14 protein-coding genes are annotated in these 16,514 nt (G+C 70.7%); all 14 read left to right on the top strand.

Annotated features, from left to right (window positions below):
- On the top strand, nt 1–1,888 hold a 1,888-nt coding region (locus tag ACWGE1_RS32850), incomplete at its 5' end, for a peptidoglycan D,D-transpeptidase FtsI family protein (protein WP_453424102.1).
- A 45-nt stretch (nt 1,889–1,933) separates the two neighbouring features.
- A complete protein-coding gene (locus ACWGE1_RS32845) occupies nt 1,934–3,640 on the top strand; it encodes a UDP-N-acetylmuramoyl-L-alanyl-D-glutamate--2,6-diaminopimelate ligase (protein ID WP_453424101.1) in 1,707 nt (568 codons plus the stop codon).
- A complete protein-coding gene (locus tag ACWGE1_RS32840; RefSeq protein WP_453424100.1) occupies nt 3,637–5,067 on the top strand; it encodes a UDP-N-acetylmuramoyl-tripeptide--D-alanyl-D-alanine ligase in 1,431 nt (476 codons plus the stop codon). The genes ACWGE1_RS32845 and ACWGE1_RS32840 overlap by 4 nt, the downstream gene beginning before the upstream one ends.
- A complete protein-coding gene (gene mraY, locus ACWGE1_RS32835) occupies nt 5,064–6,134 on the top strand; it encodes a phospho-N-acetylmuramoyl-pentapeptide-transferase (RefSeq protein WP_453424099.1) in 1,071 nt (356 codons plus the stop codon). Before ACWGE1_RS32840 ends, mraY begins: the two co-directional genes overlap by 4 nt.
- Nucleotides 6,116–7,627: a UDP-N-acetylmuramoyl-L-alanine--D-glutamate ligase gene (murD, locus tag ACWGE1_RS32830; protein WP_453424098.1), complete on the top strand. Its 1,512-nt coding sequence runs from the start codon at nt 6,116–6,118 to the stop codon at nt 7,625–7,627. The genes mraY and murD overlap by 19 nt, the downstream gene beginning before the upstream one ends.
- Nucleotides 7,628–7,697: 70 nt before the next feature.
- Complete coding sequence (gene ftsW, locus ACWGE1_RS32825; protein WP_453424097.1) at nt 7,698–9,059, top strand: putative lipid II flippase FtsW; 1,362 nt, start codon at nt 7,698–7,700, stop codon at nt 9,057–9,059.
- 6 nt (nt 9,060–9,065) lie between these two features.
- Nucleotides 9,066–10,160, top strand: a complete 1,095-nt coding sequence (murG, locus tag ACWGE1_RS32820) for an undecaprenyldiphospho-muramoylpentapeptide beta-N-acetylglucosaminyltransferase (RefSeq protein ID WP_453424096.1) — start codon at nt 9,066–9,068, stop codon at nt 10,158–10,160.
- Nucleotides 10,161–10,191: 31 nt separating this feature from the next.
- The gene (locus ACWGE1_RS32815) at nt 10,192–11,082 is read left to right on the top strand and encodes a cell division protein FtsQ/DivIB (RefSeq protein ID WP_453424095.1); all 891 of its coding nucleotides are present in this window, start codon (nt 10,192–10,194) and stop codon (nt 11,080–11,082) included.
- 279 nt (nt 11,083–11,361) lie between these two features.
- Complete coding sequence (gene ftsZ, locus ACWGE1_RS32810; RefSeq protein WP_327385938.1) at nt 11,362–12,567, top strand: cell division protein FtsZ; 1,206 nt, start codon at nt 11,362–11,364, stop codon at nt 12,565–12,567.
- Entirely contained in the window at nt 12,564–13,295 is a 732-nt protein-coding gene (gene pgeF / locus ACWGE1_RS32805; protein ID WP_453424094.1) for a peptidoglycan editing factor PgeF, read from the top strand. The genes ftsZ and pgeF overlap by 4 nt, the downstream gene beginning before the upstream one ends.
- Before the next feature lie 3 nt (nt 13,296–13,298).
- Nucleotides 13,299–14,018, top strand: a complete 720-nt coding sequence (locus ACWGE1_RS32800; RefSeq protein ID WP_453424093.1) for a YggS family pyridoxal phosphate-dependent enzyme — start codon at nt 13,299–13,301, stop codon at nt 14,016–14,018.
- 149 nt (nt 14,019–14,167) lie between these two features.
- Nucleotides 14,168–14,785, top strand: a complete 618-nt coding sequence (locus ACWGE1_RS32795; protein WP_453424092.1) for a cell division protein SepF — start codon at nt 14,168–14,170, stop codon at nt 14,783–14,785.
- Between the two features lie 60 nt (nt 14,786–14,845).
- Nucleotides 14,846–15,142 (top strand): YggT family protein, encoded by a 297-nt coding sequence (locus ACWGE1_RS32790; RefSeq protein WP_030385571.1) that lies wholly within the window; start codon nt 14,846–14,848, stop codon nt 15,140–15,142.
- Between the two features lie 82 nt (nt 15,143–15,224).
- On the top strand, nt 15,225–16,439 hold the full coding sequence (locus ACWGE1_RS32785; protein WP_453424091.1) for a DivIVA domain-containing protein: 1,215 nt from the start codon (nt 15,225–15,227) through the stop codon (nt 16,437–16,439).
- Nucleotides 16,440–16,514: the final 75 nt, after the last annotated feature.

Below are 16,514 nucleotides of genomic sequence, written 5' to 3'. Positions count from 1 at the left end.
CCCCCGTACCCCGCACACGATCCGGCTCGGCAGTCCGCGGCCCCGGCTGCGGCTGGTCAGCGTCGGCCTGACCCTCGTCATGCTGGCCTTCGTGGTCCGCCTGCTCCAGGTGCAGGCCGTCGACGCCTCGGCGTTCTCCGCCGAGGCATCCAAGAACCGCTACACCAGCGTCAAGCTGGCCGCCGAGCGCGGTGAGATCACCGACCGCAGGGGCGTGGCCCTGGCCACCAGCGTCGACGCGTACGACATCACGGCCGACCCGAAGATGTTCACCCCGCAGGACAGCAAGGCCCCGGACGCCCCCCAGCAGGCGGCCGCCCTCCTCGCACCCATCCTCGGCAAGGACGCCAAGGAGCTCGCCGAGCGGCTGAGCACCAAGAACTCCCGGTACGTCGTCCTCGCCCAGCGCCAGACCCCGCAGGTCTGGAACCAGATCAAGGACCTCAAGCGGGTCTTCGCGGAGAAGGCGGCGGCCGACAAGCGCAGCAACGGCCCCGGCGCCAACGTCCTCGCCGGCGTGTTCAAGGAGACCAGCAGCAAGCGCGTGTACCCGAACGGCGACCTGGCCGCCGGGATACTGGGTTACGTCAACGCCGAGGGCAAGGGCGGCGGGGGCCTGGAGTCCTCCCTCGACAAGAAGCTGTCCGGCAAGGACGGCGAGATCACCTACGCCCAGTCCGGCGGACGTCAGGTGCCCACCGCCGGCTCCAACGAGAAGCCCGCCGTCCCCGGCGACGACATCGAGCTGACCATCGACCGGGACATCCAGTGGGCGGCGCAGAGCGCCATCACCGAGCAGGTCCAGAAGTCCGAGGCCGACCGCGGCTACGTCATCGTCCAGGACACCCGCACCGGCGAGGTCCTGGCCATGGCCAACGCCCCCGGCTTCGACCCCAACGACCTGACCCGGGCCCGCTCCGCCGCCATGGGCAACGCCGCGCTCCAGGACGTGTACGAGCCCGGCTCCACCGCCAAGGTGATGTCGATGGCCGCGGTGCTGGAGGAGAAGAAGGCCACCCCGGAGACCCGCGTCGAGGTCCCCAACCGGCTGCACCGCGGCGACCGGCTGTTCAAGGACGACATCGACCACCCGACCTGGTACCTGACCCTCAACGGGGTCCTCGCCAAGTCCTCCAACATCGGCACCATCCTGGCCACCGGCCAGCTCGGCCCGACCCAGCCCGAGGCCAACAAGGTCCTGCACTCCTACCTGACCAGGTTCGGCATCGGCCGGCCGACCGGGCTGGAGTACCCCGGCGAGTCCCGCGGCATCCTCGCCAAGCCCGAGGAGTGGTCCACTTCCCAGCAGTACACGATCCCCTTCGGCCAGGGCCTCTCCCTCAACGCCATGCAGGCGGCCTCCGTGTACTCGACCATCGCCAACGGCGGGGTCCGCATCGAGCCGACGCTGGTGCGCGGCACCAAGGGACCCGACGGCCGCTTCACCCCGGCCCCGGCCCCCGAACGCAGCCGCGTGGTCAGCGCGGAGACCGCCAAGACCCTCGCCGAGATGCTCGAATCCGTGGTCGACGACCAGGAGGGCACCGGCACCAAGGCCCGTATCCCCGGCTACCGGGTCGGCGGCAAGACCGGCACCTCCAACCGGGTGGATCCGGCCACCGGCCGGTACAAGGGCTACACCGCCTCATTCGCCGGGTTCGCACCTGCGGACGACCCGCGCATCACCGTCTACTGCGCCATCCAGAACCCCACGAAGGGCAGCTACTTCGGCGGCCAGATCTGCGGCCCCATCTACAAGAAGGTCATGGAGTTCGCGCTCAAGACCCTCCAGGTGGCCCCCACGGGAACCGCACCCGCCGGGCTTCCCGTCACCTACGACGCCGCCCCGCAGCCCGCCCCGCAGCCCAGTCCGCAGCCCGGCCAGTGACCCAGAGCCCCGGCCGGCCCGCCAGAAAAGCGTGAGGCACCATCAGTGACAACGATCACCCCGAAACCCGGGAACCGGACGACCGGCGAAGCCGAGGCCGGGCCCTCACTTCGCGGGCGGCCCGCCGCGCCCGGTACGCTCACCGCCGTGCCCCACGCTGATCAGCCCAGAAACACCCTGAAAGTCCCGGCAACGCCGCCGGGAGCGCCCCGGCCCGCGTCCGCCAGCCCGAGCCCGCTGGGCGAGCTGGCCATGCTGCTGGGCATCCCGTCGCCCGCCGCGGCGCAGATCACCGGCATCACGCACGACTCCCGTGCGGTCCGCCCCGGTGACCTGTACGCGGCCCTGCCGGGAGCCAGGACGCACGGCGCCGACTTCGCCGCCCAGGCGGCCGGCCTCGGCGCCGCCGCCGTGCTCACCGACCCCGCAGGGGCGGAACGCGCCGCGGCGACCGGCCTGCCGGTCCTGACCGTCGACGACCCGCGCGGCCGGATGGGAGAACTGGCCGCCGCGATCTACGGCCGCCCCGGCGAGGACCTGCTCCAGATCGGCATCACCGGCACCTCCGGCAAGACCACCACGGCGTACCTCGTCGAGGGCGGCCTGCGCGCGGCGGGCCGCAGCACCGGACTGGTCGGCACCGTCGAGATGCGCATCGGTGACGAGCGCATCAAGTCCGAGCGGACCACCCCCGAGGCCACCGACCTCCAGGCCCTCTTCGCGGTCATGCGCGAACGCGGGGTCGAGGCCGTGGCCATGGAGGTCTCCAGCCACGCACTGGTGCTCGGCCGGGTCGACGGCTGCGTCTTCGACGTCGCCGTCTTCAACAACCTGAGCCCGGAGCACATGGAGTTCCACTCCGACATGGAGGACTACTTCCAGGCCAAGGCCGGGCTCTTCACCGCCCGCCGGGCCCGCCTGGGCGTGGTCAACCTCGACGACGAGTACGGCCGCCGCCTGGCCAAGGAGGCGACCGTCCCGGTCGTCACCTTCTCCGCGGCGGGCGACCCGGCGGCCGACTGGCGCGCCGAGGACGTGGTCTTCGGCCCGGCGAGCTCCACCCTGACCCTGCTGGGCCCCGACGGACAGCGCGTACGGGCCACCGCGCCGCTGCCCGGCCCGTTCAACGTCGCCAACACCGTCGCCGCGATCGTCACGCTCGCCGCCGCCGGCCTCGACCCGCAGACGGCCGCCGACGGCGTCGCCGCGGTCCCCGGGGTCCCCGGCCGGCTGGAGCGCGTGGACGCGGGACAGCCGTACCTCGCCGTCGTCGACTACGCGCACAAGACGGACGCCGTGGAATCGGTGCTGCGCGCGCTGCGCGAGGTCACCGAGGGCAAGCTGCACATCGTGCTCGGCTGCGGCGGCGACCGCGACACCACCAAGCGCGGCCCGATGGGCGCCGCGGCCGCCCGGTTCGCCGACGTGGCCGTGCTGACCTCGGACAACCCGCGCTCCGAGGACCCGCTCGCGATCCTCGCCGCGATGTTCGAGGGCGCCGTGTCCGTACCGCCCGCCGAGCGGGGCACCGTCCTGGTCGACGCGGACCGGGCCGCGGCCATCGCGGCCGCCGTGGCGCGCGCCCGGCCCGGTGACACCGTGCTGGTGGCCGGCAAGGGCCACGAGCAGGGCCAGGACACCGCCGGTGTCGTACGCCCCTTCGACGACCGCACGGTGCTCCGTGCCGCGATCGAGCACCAGGCCGTGCTCGACCGCACGATTCAGGTCCGACAGGCCGAGGTGAACCAGTGATCGCCCTTTCCCTCGCCGAGATCGCCGACATCACCGGCGGGCGGCCCCACGACATACCGGATCCGTCCGTCCAGGTCACCGGTCCCGTGGTCTACGACTCCCGTGAGGTCCGGCCGGGCAGCCTGTTCGCCGCCTTCGTCGGCGAGCGGGTCGACGGCCACGACTATGCCGAACGCGCGGTGTCCGCCGGCGCCGTGGCCGTCCTCGCGACCCGGCCCGTCGGCGTACCGGCCATCGTCGTCCCCGACGTGGTGGCCGCCCTCGGAGCACTCGCCCGGGCCGTGGTCACCCGCCTGGGCACCGACGTCGTGGCCCTCACCGGGTCCGCCGGCAAGACCTCCACCAAGGACCTGATCGCGCAGGTGCTGCAGCACCACGCGCCGACCGTGTGGACCCCCGGGAACCTCAACAACGAGATCGGTCTGCCGATCACGACGCTGCGCGTCACCGAGGACACCCAGCACCTGGTCCTGGAGATGGGCGCCCGCGGCATCGGCCACATCCGCTACCTCACCGGCCTGACGCCCCCGCGGATCGGCCTGGTCCTCAACGTCGGCACCGCCCACATCGGCGAGTTCGGCGGCCGTGAGCAGATCGCACAGGCCAAGGGGGAACTGGTCGAGGCCCTGCCGGCCGAGGCGGACGGCGGTGTCGCCGTCCTCAACGCCGATGACCTGCTGGTTCGCGCCATGGCCGCGCGCACGAAGGCCCGTACCATCCTGTTCGGAGAGGCCGACGACGCCGAAATCCGGGCCACCGAAGTCCGGATGACGGACACGGGACAGCCTTCCTTCACACTGCACACACCGACCGGGTGCAGTGACGTGACCTTGCGGCTGTACGGTGAGCACCACGTGTCGAACGCGCTCGCCGCGGCCGCCGTCGCCCATGTACTGGGCATGTCCGCACAGGAGATCGCCACGGCGCTCTCCGGGGCGGGCACGCTGTCGCGGTGGCGGATGGAGGTCACCGAGCGGGCGGACGGTGTGACGATCGTCAACGACGCCTACAACGCGAACCCCGAGTCCATGCGGGCCGCACTGCGCGCGCTCGCCGCGATGGGCGGTGCCGGCAGGGCGAACGGGGGACGCACGTGGGCAGTGCTCGGCCCGATGGCCGAGCTCGGAGACGATGCGCTCGCCGAACACGACGCGGTCGGACGACTTGTCGTCCGGCTCAACGTGAGCAAGCTCGTCGCAGTCGGGGGCAGGGAAGCATCCTGGCTGCAACTGGGCGCATATAACGAGGGTTCGTGGGGTGAGGAGTCGGTGCTCGTGTCCGACGCGCAGGCGGCGGTCGACCTGTTGCGCAGTGAACTGCGCCCGGGTGACGTCGTGCTGGTGAAGGCTTCCAGGTCGGCCGGTCTGGAGCGGGTGGCGCAGGCCCTGCTCGAGGGCACTGTCGAGGGCGAGGTCACCGGCCGATGAGGCAGATCCTGTTCGCCGGTGTCATCGGCATGTTCCTCACCGTGGTGGGTACCCCACTGCTGATCAAGCTGCTCGCCCGCAAGGGCTACGGCCAGTTCATCCGCGACGACGGCCCCCGCGGCCACGCCGGGAAGAAGGGCACGCCCACCATGGGCGGCATCTCCTTCATCCTGGCCACGCTCATCGCGTACGCCCTGACGAAGATCCTCACCGGCTCGGAGCCGAGCTTCTCGGGTCTGCTCGTGCTGTTCCTGATGGCGGGCATGGGCCTCGTCGGGTACCTGGACGACTACATCAAGATCGTCAAGCGGCGTTCGCTGGGCCTGCGGGCCAAGGCGAAGATGTCCGGCCAGCTGATCGTCGGCATCGCCTTCGCGGTGCTGGCCCTCCAGTTCAAGGACTCCCGCGGACTGACCCCGGCCTCCACCAGGCTGTCGTTCGTCACGGACTTCGGCTGGTCGATCGGCCCGGTGCTGTTCGTGGTCTGGGCGCTGTTCATGATCCTGGCGATGTCCAACGGCGTGAACCTCACCGACGGTCTGGACGGTCTCGCGACCGGCGCCGCCGTGATGGTCTTCGGTGCCTACACCTTCATCGGCGTCTGGCAGTTCCAGGAGTCCTGCGCCATGGCGGCCGACCTCACCAATCCGAACGCCTGCTTCGAGGTACGTGACCCACTCGACCTCGCCGTCGTCGCCTCCGCCCTCATGGGCGCCTGCTTCGGCTTCCTGTGGTGGAACACCTCGCCCGCCAAGATCTTCATGGGTGACACCGGCTCACTCGCCCTCGGCGGCGCGCTCGCGGGCCTCGCCATCTGCTCCCGCACGGAGTTCCTGATGGCCCTCCTCGGCGGCCTCTTCGTGCTCATCACGATGTCGGTCGTCATCCAGGTCGGTTCCTTCAAGATGACCGGCAAGCGGGTCTTCCGGATGGCGCCACTGCAGCACCACTTCGAGCTCAAGGGCTGGTCCGAGGTCCTCGTCGTGGTCCGCTTCTGGATCATCCAGGGCATGTGCGTGATCGTGGGTCTCGGTCTCTTCTACGCGGGATGGGCAGCCGACAAGTGACGTCCTGGCAGGACAAGAACATCACCGTCGCCGGTCTCGGCGTGAGCGGCATCAGTGCCGCCCGCGCCCTGGCCGGCCTCGGCGCAGTGGTGACCGTCGTCGACAACGGCGACGGGGACGCGCACCGCACCCGCGCCGCCGAGCTCGCCCAGGAGGGCATCACCGTCCGCCTCGGGCGCCTGCCGGACGGCCGGCACGCGGGCGAGGCACTGCCCGAAGGCACCGAGCTGGTCGTCACGTCGCCGGGCTGGAAGCCCGACAGCCCGCTGTTCGAGGCCGCCGCCGCGGCCGGTGTGGACGTGGTCGGGGACGTCGAGATCGCCTGGCTGCTGCGCGAGGTCGGCCAGGAGCTGCGCGCCGCGCGCTCGGGCGGGGCCGCAGCGCCCCGCAGGGACCCGGCCCCCTGGCTCGCGATCACCGGCACCAACGGCAAGACCACCACCACGCAGATGCTGGCGTCGATCCTCAAGGCCGCGGGCCTGCGCACCGCCGCCGTCGGCAACATCGGCACCCCGATCATCGACGTGGTGCTCGGCGAGCAGGAGTACGACGTGCTCGCCGTCGAACTCTCCAGCTACCAGCTGCACTGGGCGCCCTCGCTGCGCGTCCACTCGGGCGCCGTCCTCAACCTGGCCCCGGACCACCTCGACTGGCACGGCTCGATGGAGGCGTACGCCGCCGACAAGGGCCGGATCTACGAGGGCAACACGGTGGCCTGCGTCTACAACGTCGCCGACAAGGCCACCGAGGACCTGGTGATCGAGGCCGACGTCGAAGAGGGCTGCCGGGCGATCGGCTTCACCCTCGGCGCCCCCGGCCCCTCCATGCTCGGTGTCGTCGACGGCATCCTCGTCGACCGGGCCTTCGTGGAGAACCGGCAGAAGAACGCCCAGGAGCTCGCCGAGGTCAAGGACGTCAACCCGCCAGCGCCGCACAACATCGCCAACGCACTCGCCGCCGCGGCCCTGGCCCGCGCCTTCGGCGTCGAGCCGCGCGCGGTCCGTGACGGACTGCGCGACTTCCGCCCGGACGCCCACCGCGTCGCGCACGTGGCCGAGGTCGGCTCGGTCACCTACATCGACGACTCCAAGGCCACCAACACGCACGCGGCCGAGGCATCGCTCGCGGCCTTCGAACCGGTCGTCTGGATCGCCGGCGGTCTCGCCAAGGGCGCGACCTTCGACGAGCTCGTGAGCAAGTCCGCGAAGCGGCTGCGCGGCGTCGTGCTGATCGGCGCCGACCGGGCGCTGATCGCCGAGGCGCTGGCGCGACACGCCCCCGAGGTCCCGGTCGTCGACCTCGACCGGACCGACACTGGGGCGATGCTCGCAGCGGTCCGGGAAGCCGCCGCGCTCGCCGAGCCCGGCGACACGGTCCTGCTGGCACCTGCCTGCGCCTCGATGGACATGTTCGCGAACTACAACAAGCGTGGGGACGCATTCGCCGACGCGGTGCGCGAACTGGCCGCCGAGAACGCTGCGGACACGGCCTAGGCCGGGGGCTCCGGGACAGGTTCCCTCCGGCCGGCTGCTCGCCTCGTACGAGTGGAGGGGAAGATCACAGATGCCGGCCAAGCAGATGCTGCCGGGGCGGCGGCCGTCCGCCGTGAAGGCGCAGGGCCGCAAACGCCCTGCCGTGAGTTCGAGGCGGCCCGCCGGGCGCGGGCCGCTGGCCCGGCTGCGGCGTACGCAGCGGCAGTTGCAGAAGGCCTGGGACCGCCCCCTCACTGCTTATTACCTGATTTTCGGCAGTTCGCTGCTCATCACCGTGCTCGGTCTGGTGATGGTCTACTCGGCCTCGATGATCAAGGCCCTCCAGCTCGGCCTCGGCGACGCGTACTTCTTCAAGAAGCAGTTCCTGGCCGCCCTCATCGGCGGCGTGCTCCTGCTGGTCGCCTCCCGGATGCCGGTCAAACTGCACCGGGCGCTCTCCTATCCCGTGCTCGCCGGCACGCTCTTCCTGATGGTCCTGGTCCAGGTCCCGGGGATAGGCGTCTCGATCAACGGCAACCAGAACTGGATCTCCCTCGGCGGTCCGTTCATGCTGCAGCCCAGTGAGTTCGGCAAACTGGCGCTGATCCTCTGGGGCGCCGACCTGCTGGCCCGCAAGGGAGACAAGGGGCTGCTGAGCCAGTGGAAGCACCTGCTGGTGCCGCTGGTGCCGGTCGCCTTCCTGCTGCTCGGGCTGATCATGCTGGGCGGGGACATGGGCACCGCCATGATCCTCGGCGCCATCCTGTTCGGCCTGCTGTGGCTCGCCGGTGCCCCGACGCGGATGTTCGTCGGGGTGCTCGCCTTCGCGGGTGCGATCGTCGCGCTGCTCATCAAGACGAGCCCGCACCGGATGGACCGGCTGGAATGCCTCGGGGCGACAGAACCGGGCAAGAACGACCTTTGCTGGCAGGCCGTTCACGGGATCTACGCCCTCGCCTCGGGCGGATGGTTCGGTTCCGGCCTGGGTGCGAGTGTGGAAAAATGGGGGCAACTACCCGAAGCCCACACCGACTTCATCTTCGCCATCACCGGGGAGGAATTGGGTCTGGCGGGGACGCTGTCGGTGCTCGCCCTGTTCGCGGCTCTAGGCTATGCGGGTATCCGCGTGGCCGGACGCACGGAGGACTCCTTCGTACGGTTTGCCGCGGGAGGCGTGACCACCTGGATCACGGCCCAGGCCGTGATCAACATCGGTGCGGTGCTCGGCCTGCTGCCGATCGCCGGAGTCCCGCTCCCGCTGTTCTCCTACGGAGGGTCAGCCCTGCTGCCGACCATGTTCGCGGTCGGACTGCTCATCGCCTTCGCGCGTGAGGAGCCGGCGGCGCGCGCGGCCCTCGCGATGCGGCAGCCGAAGACGGGCTGGTGGCGGACCGGGGTGAGATGGAAGTCGATGAGACGGCGCGTCAAGAAGCGTCCGTCCGGAGAGCGGTGAATTTCGGTGCATGTCGTACTCGCCGGTGGGGGGACCGCCGGCCACATCGAGCCGGCGCTCGCCCTCGCGGACGCCCTGCGCAGGCAGGACCCTTCAGTGGGCATCACCGCCCTCGGCACGGAGCGCGGACTCGAAACCCGCCTGGTGCCGGAACGCGGGTACGAGCTGGGGCTGATCCCCGCCGTGCCGCTGCCCCGCAAGCCGACCCCGGAACTGATCACCGTCCCCGGACGGCTGCGCGGCACCATCAAGGCCGCGGAGGAGATCCTCATCCGCACCAAGGCCGACTGCGTCGTCGGCTTCGGCGGCTACGTGGCCCTGCCCGGCTACCTCGCGGCCAAGCGCCTCGGCGTGCCGATCATCGTCCACGAGGCCAACGCCCGGCCCGGACTGGCCAATAAGATCGGCTCCCGGTACGCGCACGCCGTCGCGGTCTCCACCCCCGACAGCAAGCTGCGCGGGGCCCGCTACGTGGGCATCCCGCTGCGCCGCTCCATCTCCACCCTCGACCGGGCCGCCGTCCGCCCCGAGGCGCGCGCCGCCTTCGGCCTGGACCCCAACCTGCCCACGCTGCTGGTCTCCGGCGGCTCGCAGGGCGCCCGCCGCCTCAACGAGACGATCCAGCAGGTCGCACCGACCCTCCAGCGCTCCGGGGTCCAGATCCTGCACGCCGTCGGGCCGAAGAACGAACTGCCGCGTGTCGACAACATGCCCGGGATGCCGCCGTATGTGCCGGTACCGTACGTGGACCGGATGGATCTCGCGTACGCCGCCGCCGACATGATGCTGTGCCGCGCGGGCGCGATGACCGTCGCCGAACTGTCCGCCGTCGGGCTCCCCGCCGCCTACGTCCCGTTGCCGATCGGCAACGGCGAACAGCGGCTCAACGCCCAGCCGGTGGTCAAGGCCGGCGGCGGCCTGCTCGTGGACGACGCGGAGCTGACGCCCGAGTGGGTGCTGAGCCAGGTCCTCCCGGTTCTGTCCGACCCGCACCGCCTGTACGAGATGTCCCGCGCCGCCGGTGAGTTCGGCCGCCGGGACGCCGACGAGCTCCTGGTCGGCATGGTGTACGAGGCGATCGCGGCCCACAGGTCCCGCTGAGGCGGGACCCGCAGACGCAGGAGGCACAGGAGTGGCCGGAGGGACGACCGCACGGCGCGGGACACCGTTTTCTGATCGGTCCGGCCCGGCTGCCCACAAGGGCAGCGGCGCTCCCAAGCCGCCCAGGCCGCCCAGGGCCCCCAAGGGCCCCAAGCCGCCCAAGCCTCCGAAGGCCGCCAAGTCGGCGAAGAGATCGGGCCCCGGGGGCCCCGGCGCGCGCCTGCGCCGGGGCCCCGTGCTCGCCTCCCTGGCCGCCGTGGTGCTCCTCGTCGGGGGCGGCACCTGGGTGCTCTACGGCTCCTCCTGGCTCCGCGTGGAGAGGGTCGCCGCCACCGGCATGGACGTGCTCACCTCCGAGCAGGTCCTCGGCGCCGCGGCCGTTCCGGTCGGGGCACCCCTGGTGGGCATCGACACCGAGGAGATCGAGGGCCGCGTCCGCGGCCGGCTGCCCCGCGTCGATTCGGTCGACGTGGTGCGGGCCTGGCCGCACGGCATCGGCGTGAAGGTGACGGAACGCAAACCCGTCCTGCTCATCAAAAAGGACGCCAACTTCGTCGAAGTGGACGCATCGGGTGTGCGATTCGACACGGTTCCGAAAGCACCCGCGGGTGTTCCTGTCCTGGAATTGAACGCCGGTCGATCGCCGAGCGCCCGCCGCTTCGACGAGGAACGGCTGCTGCACGAGGCCGTACTCGTCGCGGGCTCCCTCCCCGGGCCGATCGCCAAGGAAACCGTGCAGGTCAAGGTGGGTTCCTATGATTCGGTCGTGTTGGAGCTGACCGGTGGCCGGTCCGTGACGTGGGGGAGCGGCGAACAGAGCGACGCGAAGGGGCGCGCTTTGAACGCTTTGTTGAAAGCCGCTCCCAAGGCTGCTCACTTCGACGTGAGCGTCCCCACCGCCCCTGCTGCGTCCGGGAGTTGACGTCCGGTCCAACAGCGGCGCACCCTGGTTGGCCAGCGATACGGGTGATCACATAGGGTGAAAAGAAAAACGGGAGGTTCGGCGTGTTCGTTGAACACGCGCTACTTGTCGACTTAGTGTCCTGTTCGGAAGAGTCCGAGGAACAGACACACCCCTAACCCTAAACTTCAGGGTGAGGGTTCGGGTCGGCGCGTTCGGACCGTCCCTATTTCGGCATCAGTCGTCGCAACGCAGGCCCGCGAGGCGGCGACACGTAACTCGAGGCGAGAGGCCTTCGACGTGGCAGCACCGCAGAACTACCTCGCAGTCATCAAGGTCATCGGTGTCGGCGGCGGTGGTGTCAATGCCATCAACCGAATGATCGAGGTCGGTCTCAAGGGCGTCGAGTTCATCGCCATCAACACGGACGCCCAGGCGCTGTTGATGAGCGACGCCGACGTCAAGCTCGACGTCGGCCGGGAACTCACCCGTGGCCTCGGCGCCGGCGCCAACCCGGCCGTCGGTCGCAAGGCGGCAGAGGACCACCGCGAGGAGATCGAGGAGGTCCTCAAGGGGGCCGACATGGTCTTCGTCACCGCCGGTGAGGGTGGCGGCACCGGCACCGGCGGCGCACCTGTCGTCGCCAACATCGCGCGCTCGCTGGGCGCCCTGACGATCGGTGTGGTCACCCGGCCGTTCACCTTCGAGGGCCGGCGCCGCGCGAACCAGGCGGAGGACGGCATCGCCGAGCTCCGCGAAGAGGTCGACACCCTCATCGTCATCCCCAACGACCGACTGCTGTCCATCTCGGACCGCCAGGTCAGCGTCCTGGACGCCTTCAAGTCGGCCGACCAGGTCCTGCTCTCGGGCGTCCAGGGCATCACCGACCTCATCACCACCCCGGGTCTGATCAACCTCGACTTCGCCGACGTCAAGTCCGTGATGTCCGAGGCGGGCTCGGCCCTGATGGGCATCGGCTCGGCCCGCGGCGACGACCGCGCGGTGGCCGCGGCCGAGATGGCGATCTCCTCGCCGCTGCTGGAGGCGTCCATCGACGGCGCCCGCGGCGTGCTGCTCTCCATCTCCGGCGGCTCGGACCTCGGTCTCTTCGAGATCAACGAGGCCGCGCAGCTGGTGAGCGAGGCCGCGCACCCCGAGGCGAACATCATCTTCGGCGCCGTCATCGACGACGCGCTCGGCGACGAGGTGCGGGTCACCGTCATCGCGGCCGGGTTCGACGGCGGACAGCCCCCGGCCCGCCGGGACAACGTCATCGGCGCCGCCTCCACCAAGCGCGAGGAGCCGGCCCCGGCTCCGGTCCGCGCCGCCGAGCCGGTCCGCCCGGCCTTCGGCGGACTCGGCTCGGTCACCCCGCGCGAGGAGCCCCCGGCTCCGGTCGAGCCGGCTCCGGTCGAGGTCCAGGCCCCCGCGCCGCAGGTCCCCACGGCCCGGCCGTACCAGGACAGCCCGGCCGAGGAGCTGGACGTCCCGGACTTCTTGAAGTGACACCAGAGCAGCATCACGTGGGCGGCGCCCACTTCGCCTTCACCGACCGGTGGGGCGGAGTGAGCGCCGTTCCGTACGAGGAGCTCAATCTCGGCGGCGCGGTCGGAGACGACCCGGCCGCCGTTCTCGCGAACAGGGCACGGGCGGCGCAGTCCCTGGGCCTGGCGCCGGACCGGGTGGTCTGGATGAACCAGGTGCACGGGCGGGACGTGGCCGTGGTGGACGGGCCCTGGGGCGCGGACGCAGAGGTCCCCGCGGTGGACGCGGTGGTGACCGCCCGTCGGGGGCTCGCCCTCGCGGTGCTCACCGCCGACTGCACGCCCGTCCTGCTGGCGGACCCCGTCGCCGGGGTCGCGGCCGCCGCCCATGCCGGGCGGCCCGGACTGGTCGCAGGGGTGGTGCCCGCCGCCGTCGAGGCGATGGTCGCCCTCGGGGCCGAGCCGGGGCGGATCGTGGCACGTACGGGACCTGCGGTCTGCGGACACTGCTACGAGGTTCCGGCCGGCATGCGGGACGCGGTGGCGGACGTGGTACCGGCCGCCCGGGCCGAGACCAGCTGGGGGACACCGGCCGTCGACGTGGTCGCGGGAGTGCACGCGCAGCTCGCGGAGGCGGGGGTGGTGAACAGTGCCCGCTCCCCGGTCTGCACACTGGAGTCGCGGGACCACTTCTCGTACCGCCGCGACCGGGTGACCGGGCGGCTTGCCGGATATGTCTGGTTGGACTGAGGAATGACGGATCGTAAGTCGGAGCTCGCCGAGAACCTGGCGCGGGTGGAGGGGCGTATCGCTTCCGCCTGTGCGGCGGCGGGGCGGGGACGGGAAGAGGTGACGCTCATCGTGGTCACCAAGACCTACCCCGCGAGCGACGTACGACTGCTGGCGGAGCTGGGCGTCCGTCATGTTGCGGAGAATCGTGACCAGGATGCCGCCCCCAAGGCCGCGGCCTGCGCGGATCTGCCGCTCAGCTGGCACTTCGTCGGTCAGTTGCAGACGAACAAAGTCCGTTCCGTGGCGGGATACGCGCAAGTGGTGCAGTCCGTCGACCGGCCGAAGCTCGTGACCGCCCTGTCGGCGGCCGCGGTGAACGCCGGCCGGGAGCTCGGCTGCCTCGTGCAGATCGCCCTCGACGCCGAGTCGGGGGAGCGCGGGACCCGGGGCGGCGCGGCGCCGGAGCAGCTCGCGGAGTTGGCGGACCTCGTCGCCGGGGCCCCGGGACTGCGCATCGACGGCCTCATGACGGTCGCTCCGCTGTCCGGCCGCTACGCGGGACGCGAACAGGCCGCTTTCGAGCGGTTGATGGAATTGTCATCCCGCATGCGCGTGGACCATCCGGCTGCCACGATGGTGTCGGCCGGGATGAGCGCAGACCTGGAACAGGCCGTAGCGGCCGGTGCGACACATGTACGCGTCGGCACTGCGGTACTCGGCGCGAGACCCCGGCTCGGGTAACGTCGCGAAGAAAGTCGGACCACAGCAGAAAATATGGTCATTCCCGCCGATGAGCGGGCAGGCCACGTGGATCGCGGGCAGTTGGTTACATTCGTGACACGGCAGCACCTGCGGCAGGGCGATCCACCACAGAGCGGAGGACTCGGAGAATGGCCGGCGCGATGCGCAAGATGGCGGTCTACCTCGGCCTCGTGGAGGACGACCGGTACGACAACCCGGGGTACGACCCCGACGACGAGTTCGAGCCCGAGCCTGAGATGGAGCGGGCTCGGGAGCGGGATCGCCGACAGCAGCCCGTGCACCAATCGAACGTATCGGACGAACCGGTACGAGTCGCACAGCCTCCGGCGCAGCGCGAACCTATCCCAATTCCGGTGGAAAACGGACGTCCTGCGCGAATCGCCCCCGTGGCATCCATCACACCTGATCGCACGAACCTGGAGAAGAACGCCCCCGTGATCATGCCCAAGGTCGTCTCCGAGCGGGAGCCGTACCGCATCACGACGCTGCACCCCCGGACCTACAACGAGGCCCGTACCATCGGGGAACACTTCCGTGAGGGCACTCCGGTGATCATGAATCTCACGGAGATGGACGACACGGATGCGAAGCGTCTCGTGGACTTCGCCGCCGGTCTGGTCTTCGGTCTGCACGGCAGCATTGAACGCGTGACACAGAAGGTGTTCCTGCTGTCGCCTGCTAACGTCGATGTCACGGCGGAGGACAAGGCCCGCATCGCGGAGGGCGGGTTCTTCAACCAAAGCTAGACCGATCCGTCAGACACGGGGCCGGGAACAGAGCGAGGAACGGGGAGAGGGAAGCGCGGGATGGGTGTCGCACTGCAAGTGGTCTACATCGCGCTGATGTGCTTCCTCATCGTGCTGATCTTCCGACTCGTCATGGACTACGTGTTCCAGTTCGCACGTTCATGGACACCCGGCAAGGCGATGGTGGTCGTTCTGGAGGCCACCTACACTGTCACCGATCCACCGCTCAAGCTTCTTCGGCGGGCCATTCCGCCGTTGCGTCTCGGGGGCGTGGCACTCGACCTGTCCTTCTTCGTTCTGATGATCATCGTTTACATCCTCATCAGTTTCGTGAGCACCGCTGCGAGAAGCGTGTGAACGATGAGCTTCCCCGCACGCGTGGGGACAGTCCCGATACGGTCTTGCCGACTGCCGACGACTACGTAGAGGTGAAGAAGACATGCCGCTGACTCCCGAGGACGTGCGGAACAAGCAGTTCACGACCGTCCGCCTCCGAGAAGGCTATGACGAGGACGAGGTCGATGCCTTCCTCGACGAGGTCGAGTCCGAACTGACGCGCCTGCTGCGCGAGAACGAGGACCTGCGCGCCAAGCTGGCAGCTGCCACGCGTGCCGCCGCGCAGAGCCAGCAGCAGCAGGGCATGCGCAAGCCGGAACCCCAGGACCAGCGCGCCCCCGGCGCCCCCGTGCCCGCGGCCATATCCGGCCCGCCGCAGCAGCAGCAGCAGCAGCCGCAGATGGGCCCGCCGCAGCTCCCGGGCGGCCAGCCGCAGCTGCCGCCGGGCCCCGGCGGCCAGGGCCAGCAGGGCCCCGGCCCGATGGGCGGCCCCATGGGCGGCCCCATGCAGCAGCACCCCATGGGTGGACCGCAGGGCATGGGCCAGCAGCAGATGCAGCAGCAGTCGATGGGCGGCCAGAACCCGCTCGGCCAGCAGATGCAGCCCATGGGCCAGCAGATGCAGCCGATGGGGCAGCAGATGCAGCCCATGGGTCAGCCCATGCAGCAGATGCAGCAGCCGCAGCTCCCGCAGCAGGGCCCCGGTGGCGACAGCGCCGCCCGCGTCCTGTCGCTGGCGCAGCAGACCGCCGACCAGGCGATCGCGGAGGCCCGCTCCGAGGCCAACAAGATCGTCGGCGAGGCCCGGTCGCGCGCCGAGGGCCTGGAGCGGGACGCCCGCGCCAAGGCCGACGCGCTGGAGCGGGACGCCCAGGAGAAGCACCGCGTCGCGATGGGCTCCCTGGAGTCCGCCCGCGCCACGCTGGAGCGCAAGGTCGAGGACCTTCGGGGCTTCGAGCGTGAGTACCGTACGCGTCTGAAGTCCTACCTGGAGTCGCAGCTGCGCCAGCTGGAGACCCAGGCCGACGACTCCCTGGCCCCGCCGCGCAACCCGGCCGGTCCCGCGCTTCCGCCGTCGCCGTCGCCCTCGATGGCTCCGGCCGGTGCGATGGGCCACTCCATGGGCGGTCCCTCGATGGGTGGCCCGTCCCCCATGGGCGGTCCCTCCCCGATGGGTGCCCCGTCCTACGGCGGCAACCAGCAGCAGATGTCCCCGGCGATGACCCAGCCGATGGCTCCGGTCCGGCCGGCCGCACCGCAGCCGATGCAGGCGCCGTCGCCGATGCGCGGCTTCCTGATCGACGAGGACGACAACTAGGCGCCGCCGCCGTTTCTGCGGTCGGCAGCCGCGCTCTACGGGCCGGGCCCGAGGTTCCCCACGGAACCTCGGGCC

The sequence above is a fragment of the Streptomyces sp. NPDC054932 genome, from assembly GCF_053610205.1.
The sequence above is the reverse complement of the archived record's forward strand: the minus strand, read 5'-3'. Positions and strand labels throughout refer to the sequence as shown.

Coding starts and splice junctions, on each gene's coding strand:
- murD (WP_453424098.1), top strand. CDS start 6,116: ATGGGCAGCCGACAAGTGACGTCCTGGCAGGACAAGAACATCACCGTC.
- ACWGE1_RS32785 (WP_453424091.1), top strand. CDS start 15,225: ATGCCGCTGACTCCCGAGGACGTGCGGAACAAGCAGTTCACGACCGTC.
- mraY (WP_453424099.1), top strand. CDS start 5,064: ATGAGGCAGATCCTGTTCGCCGGTGTCATCGGCATGTTCCTCACCGTG.
- ftsW (WP_453424097.1), top strand. CDS start 7,698: ATGCCGGCCAAGCAGATGCTGCCGGGGCGGCGGCCGTCCGCCGTGAAG.
- ACWGE1_RS32795 (WP_453424092.1), top strand. CDS start 14,168: ATGGCCGGCGCGATGCGCAAGATGGCGGTCTACCTCGGCCTCGTGGAG.
- ACWGE1_RS32790 (WP_030385571.1), top strand. CDS start 14,846: ATGGGTGTCGCACTGCAAGTGGTCTACATCGCGCTGATGTGCTTCCTC.
- ACWGE1_RS32800 (WP_453424093.1), top strand. CDS start 13,299: ATGACGGATCGTAAGTCGGAGCTCGCCGAGAACCTGGCGCGGGTGGAG.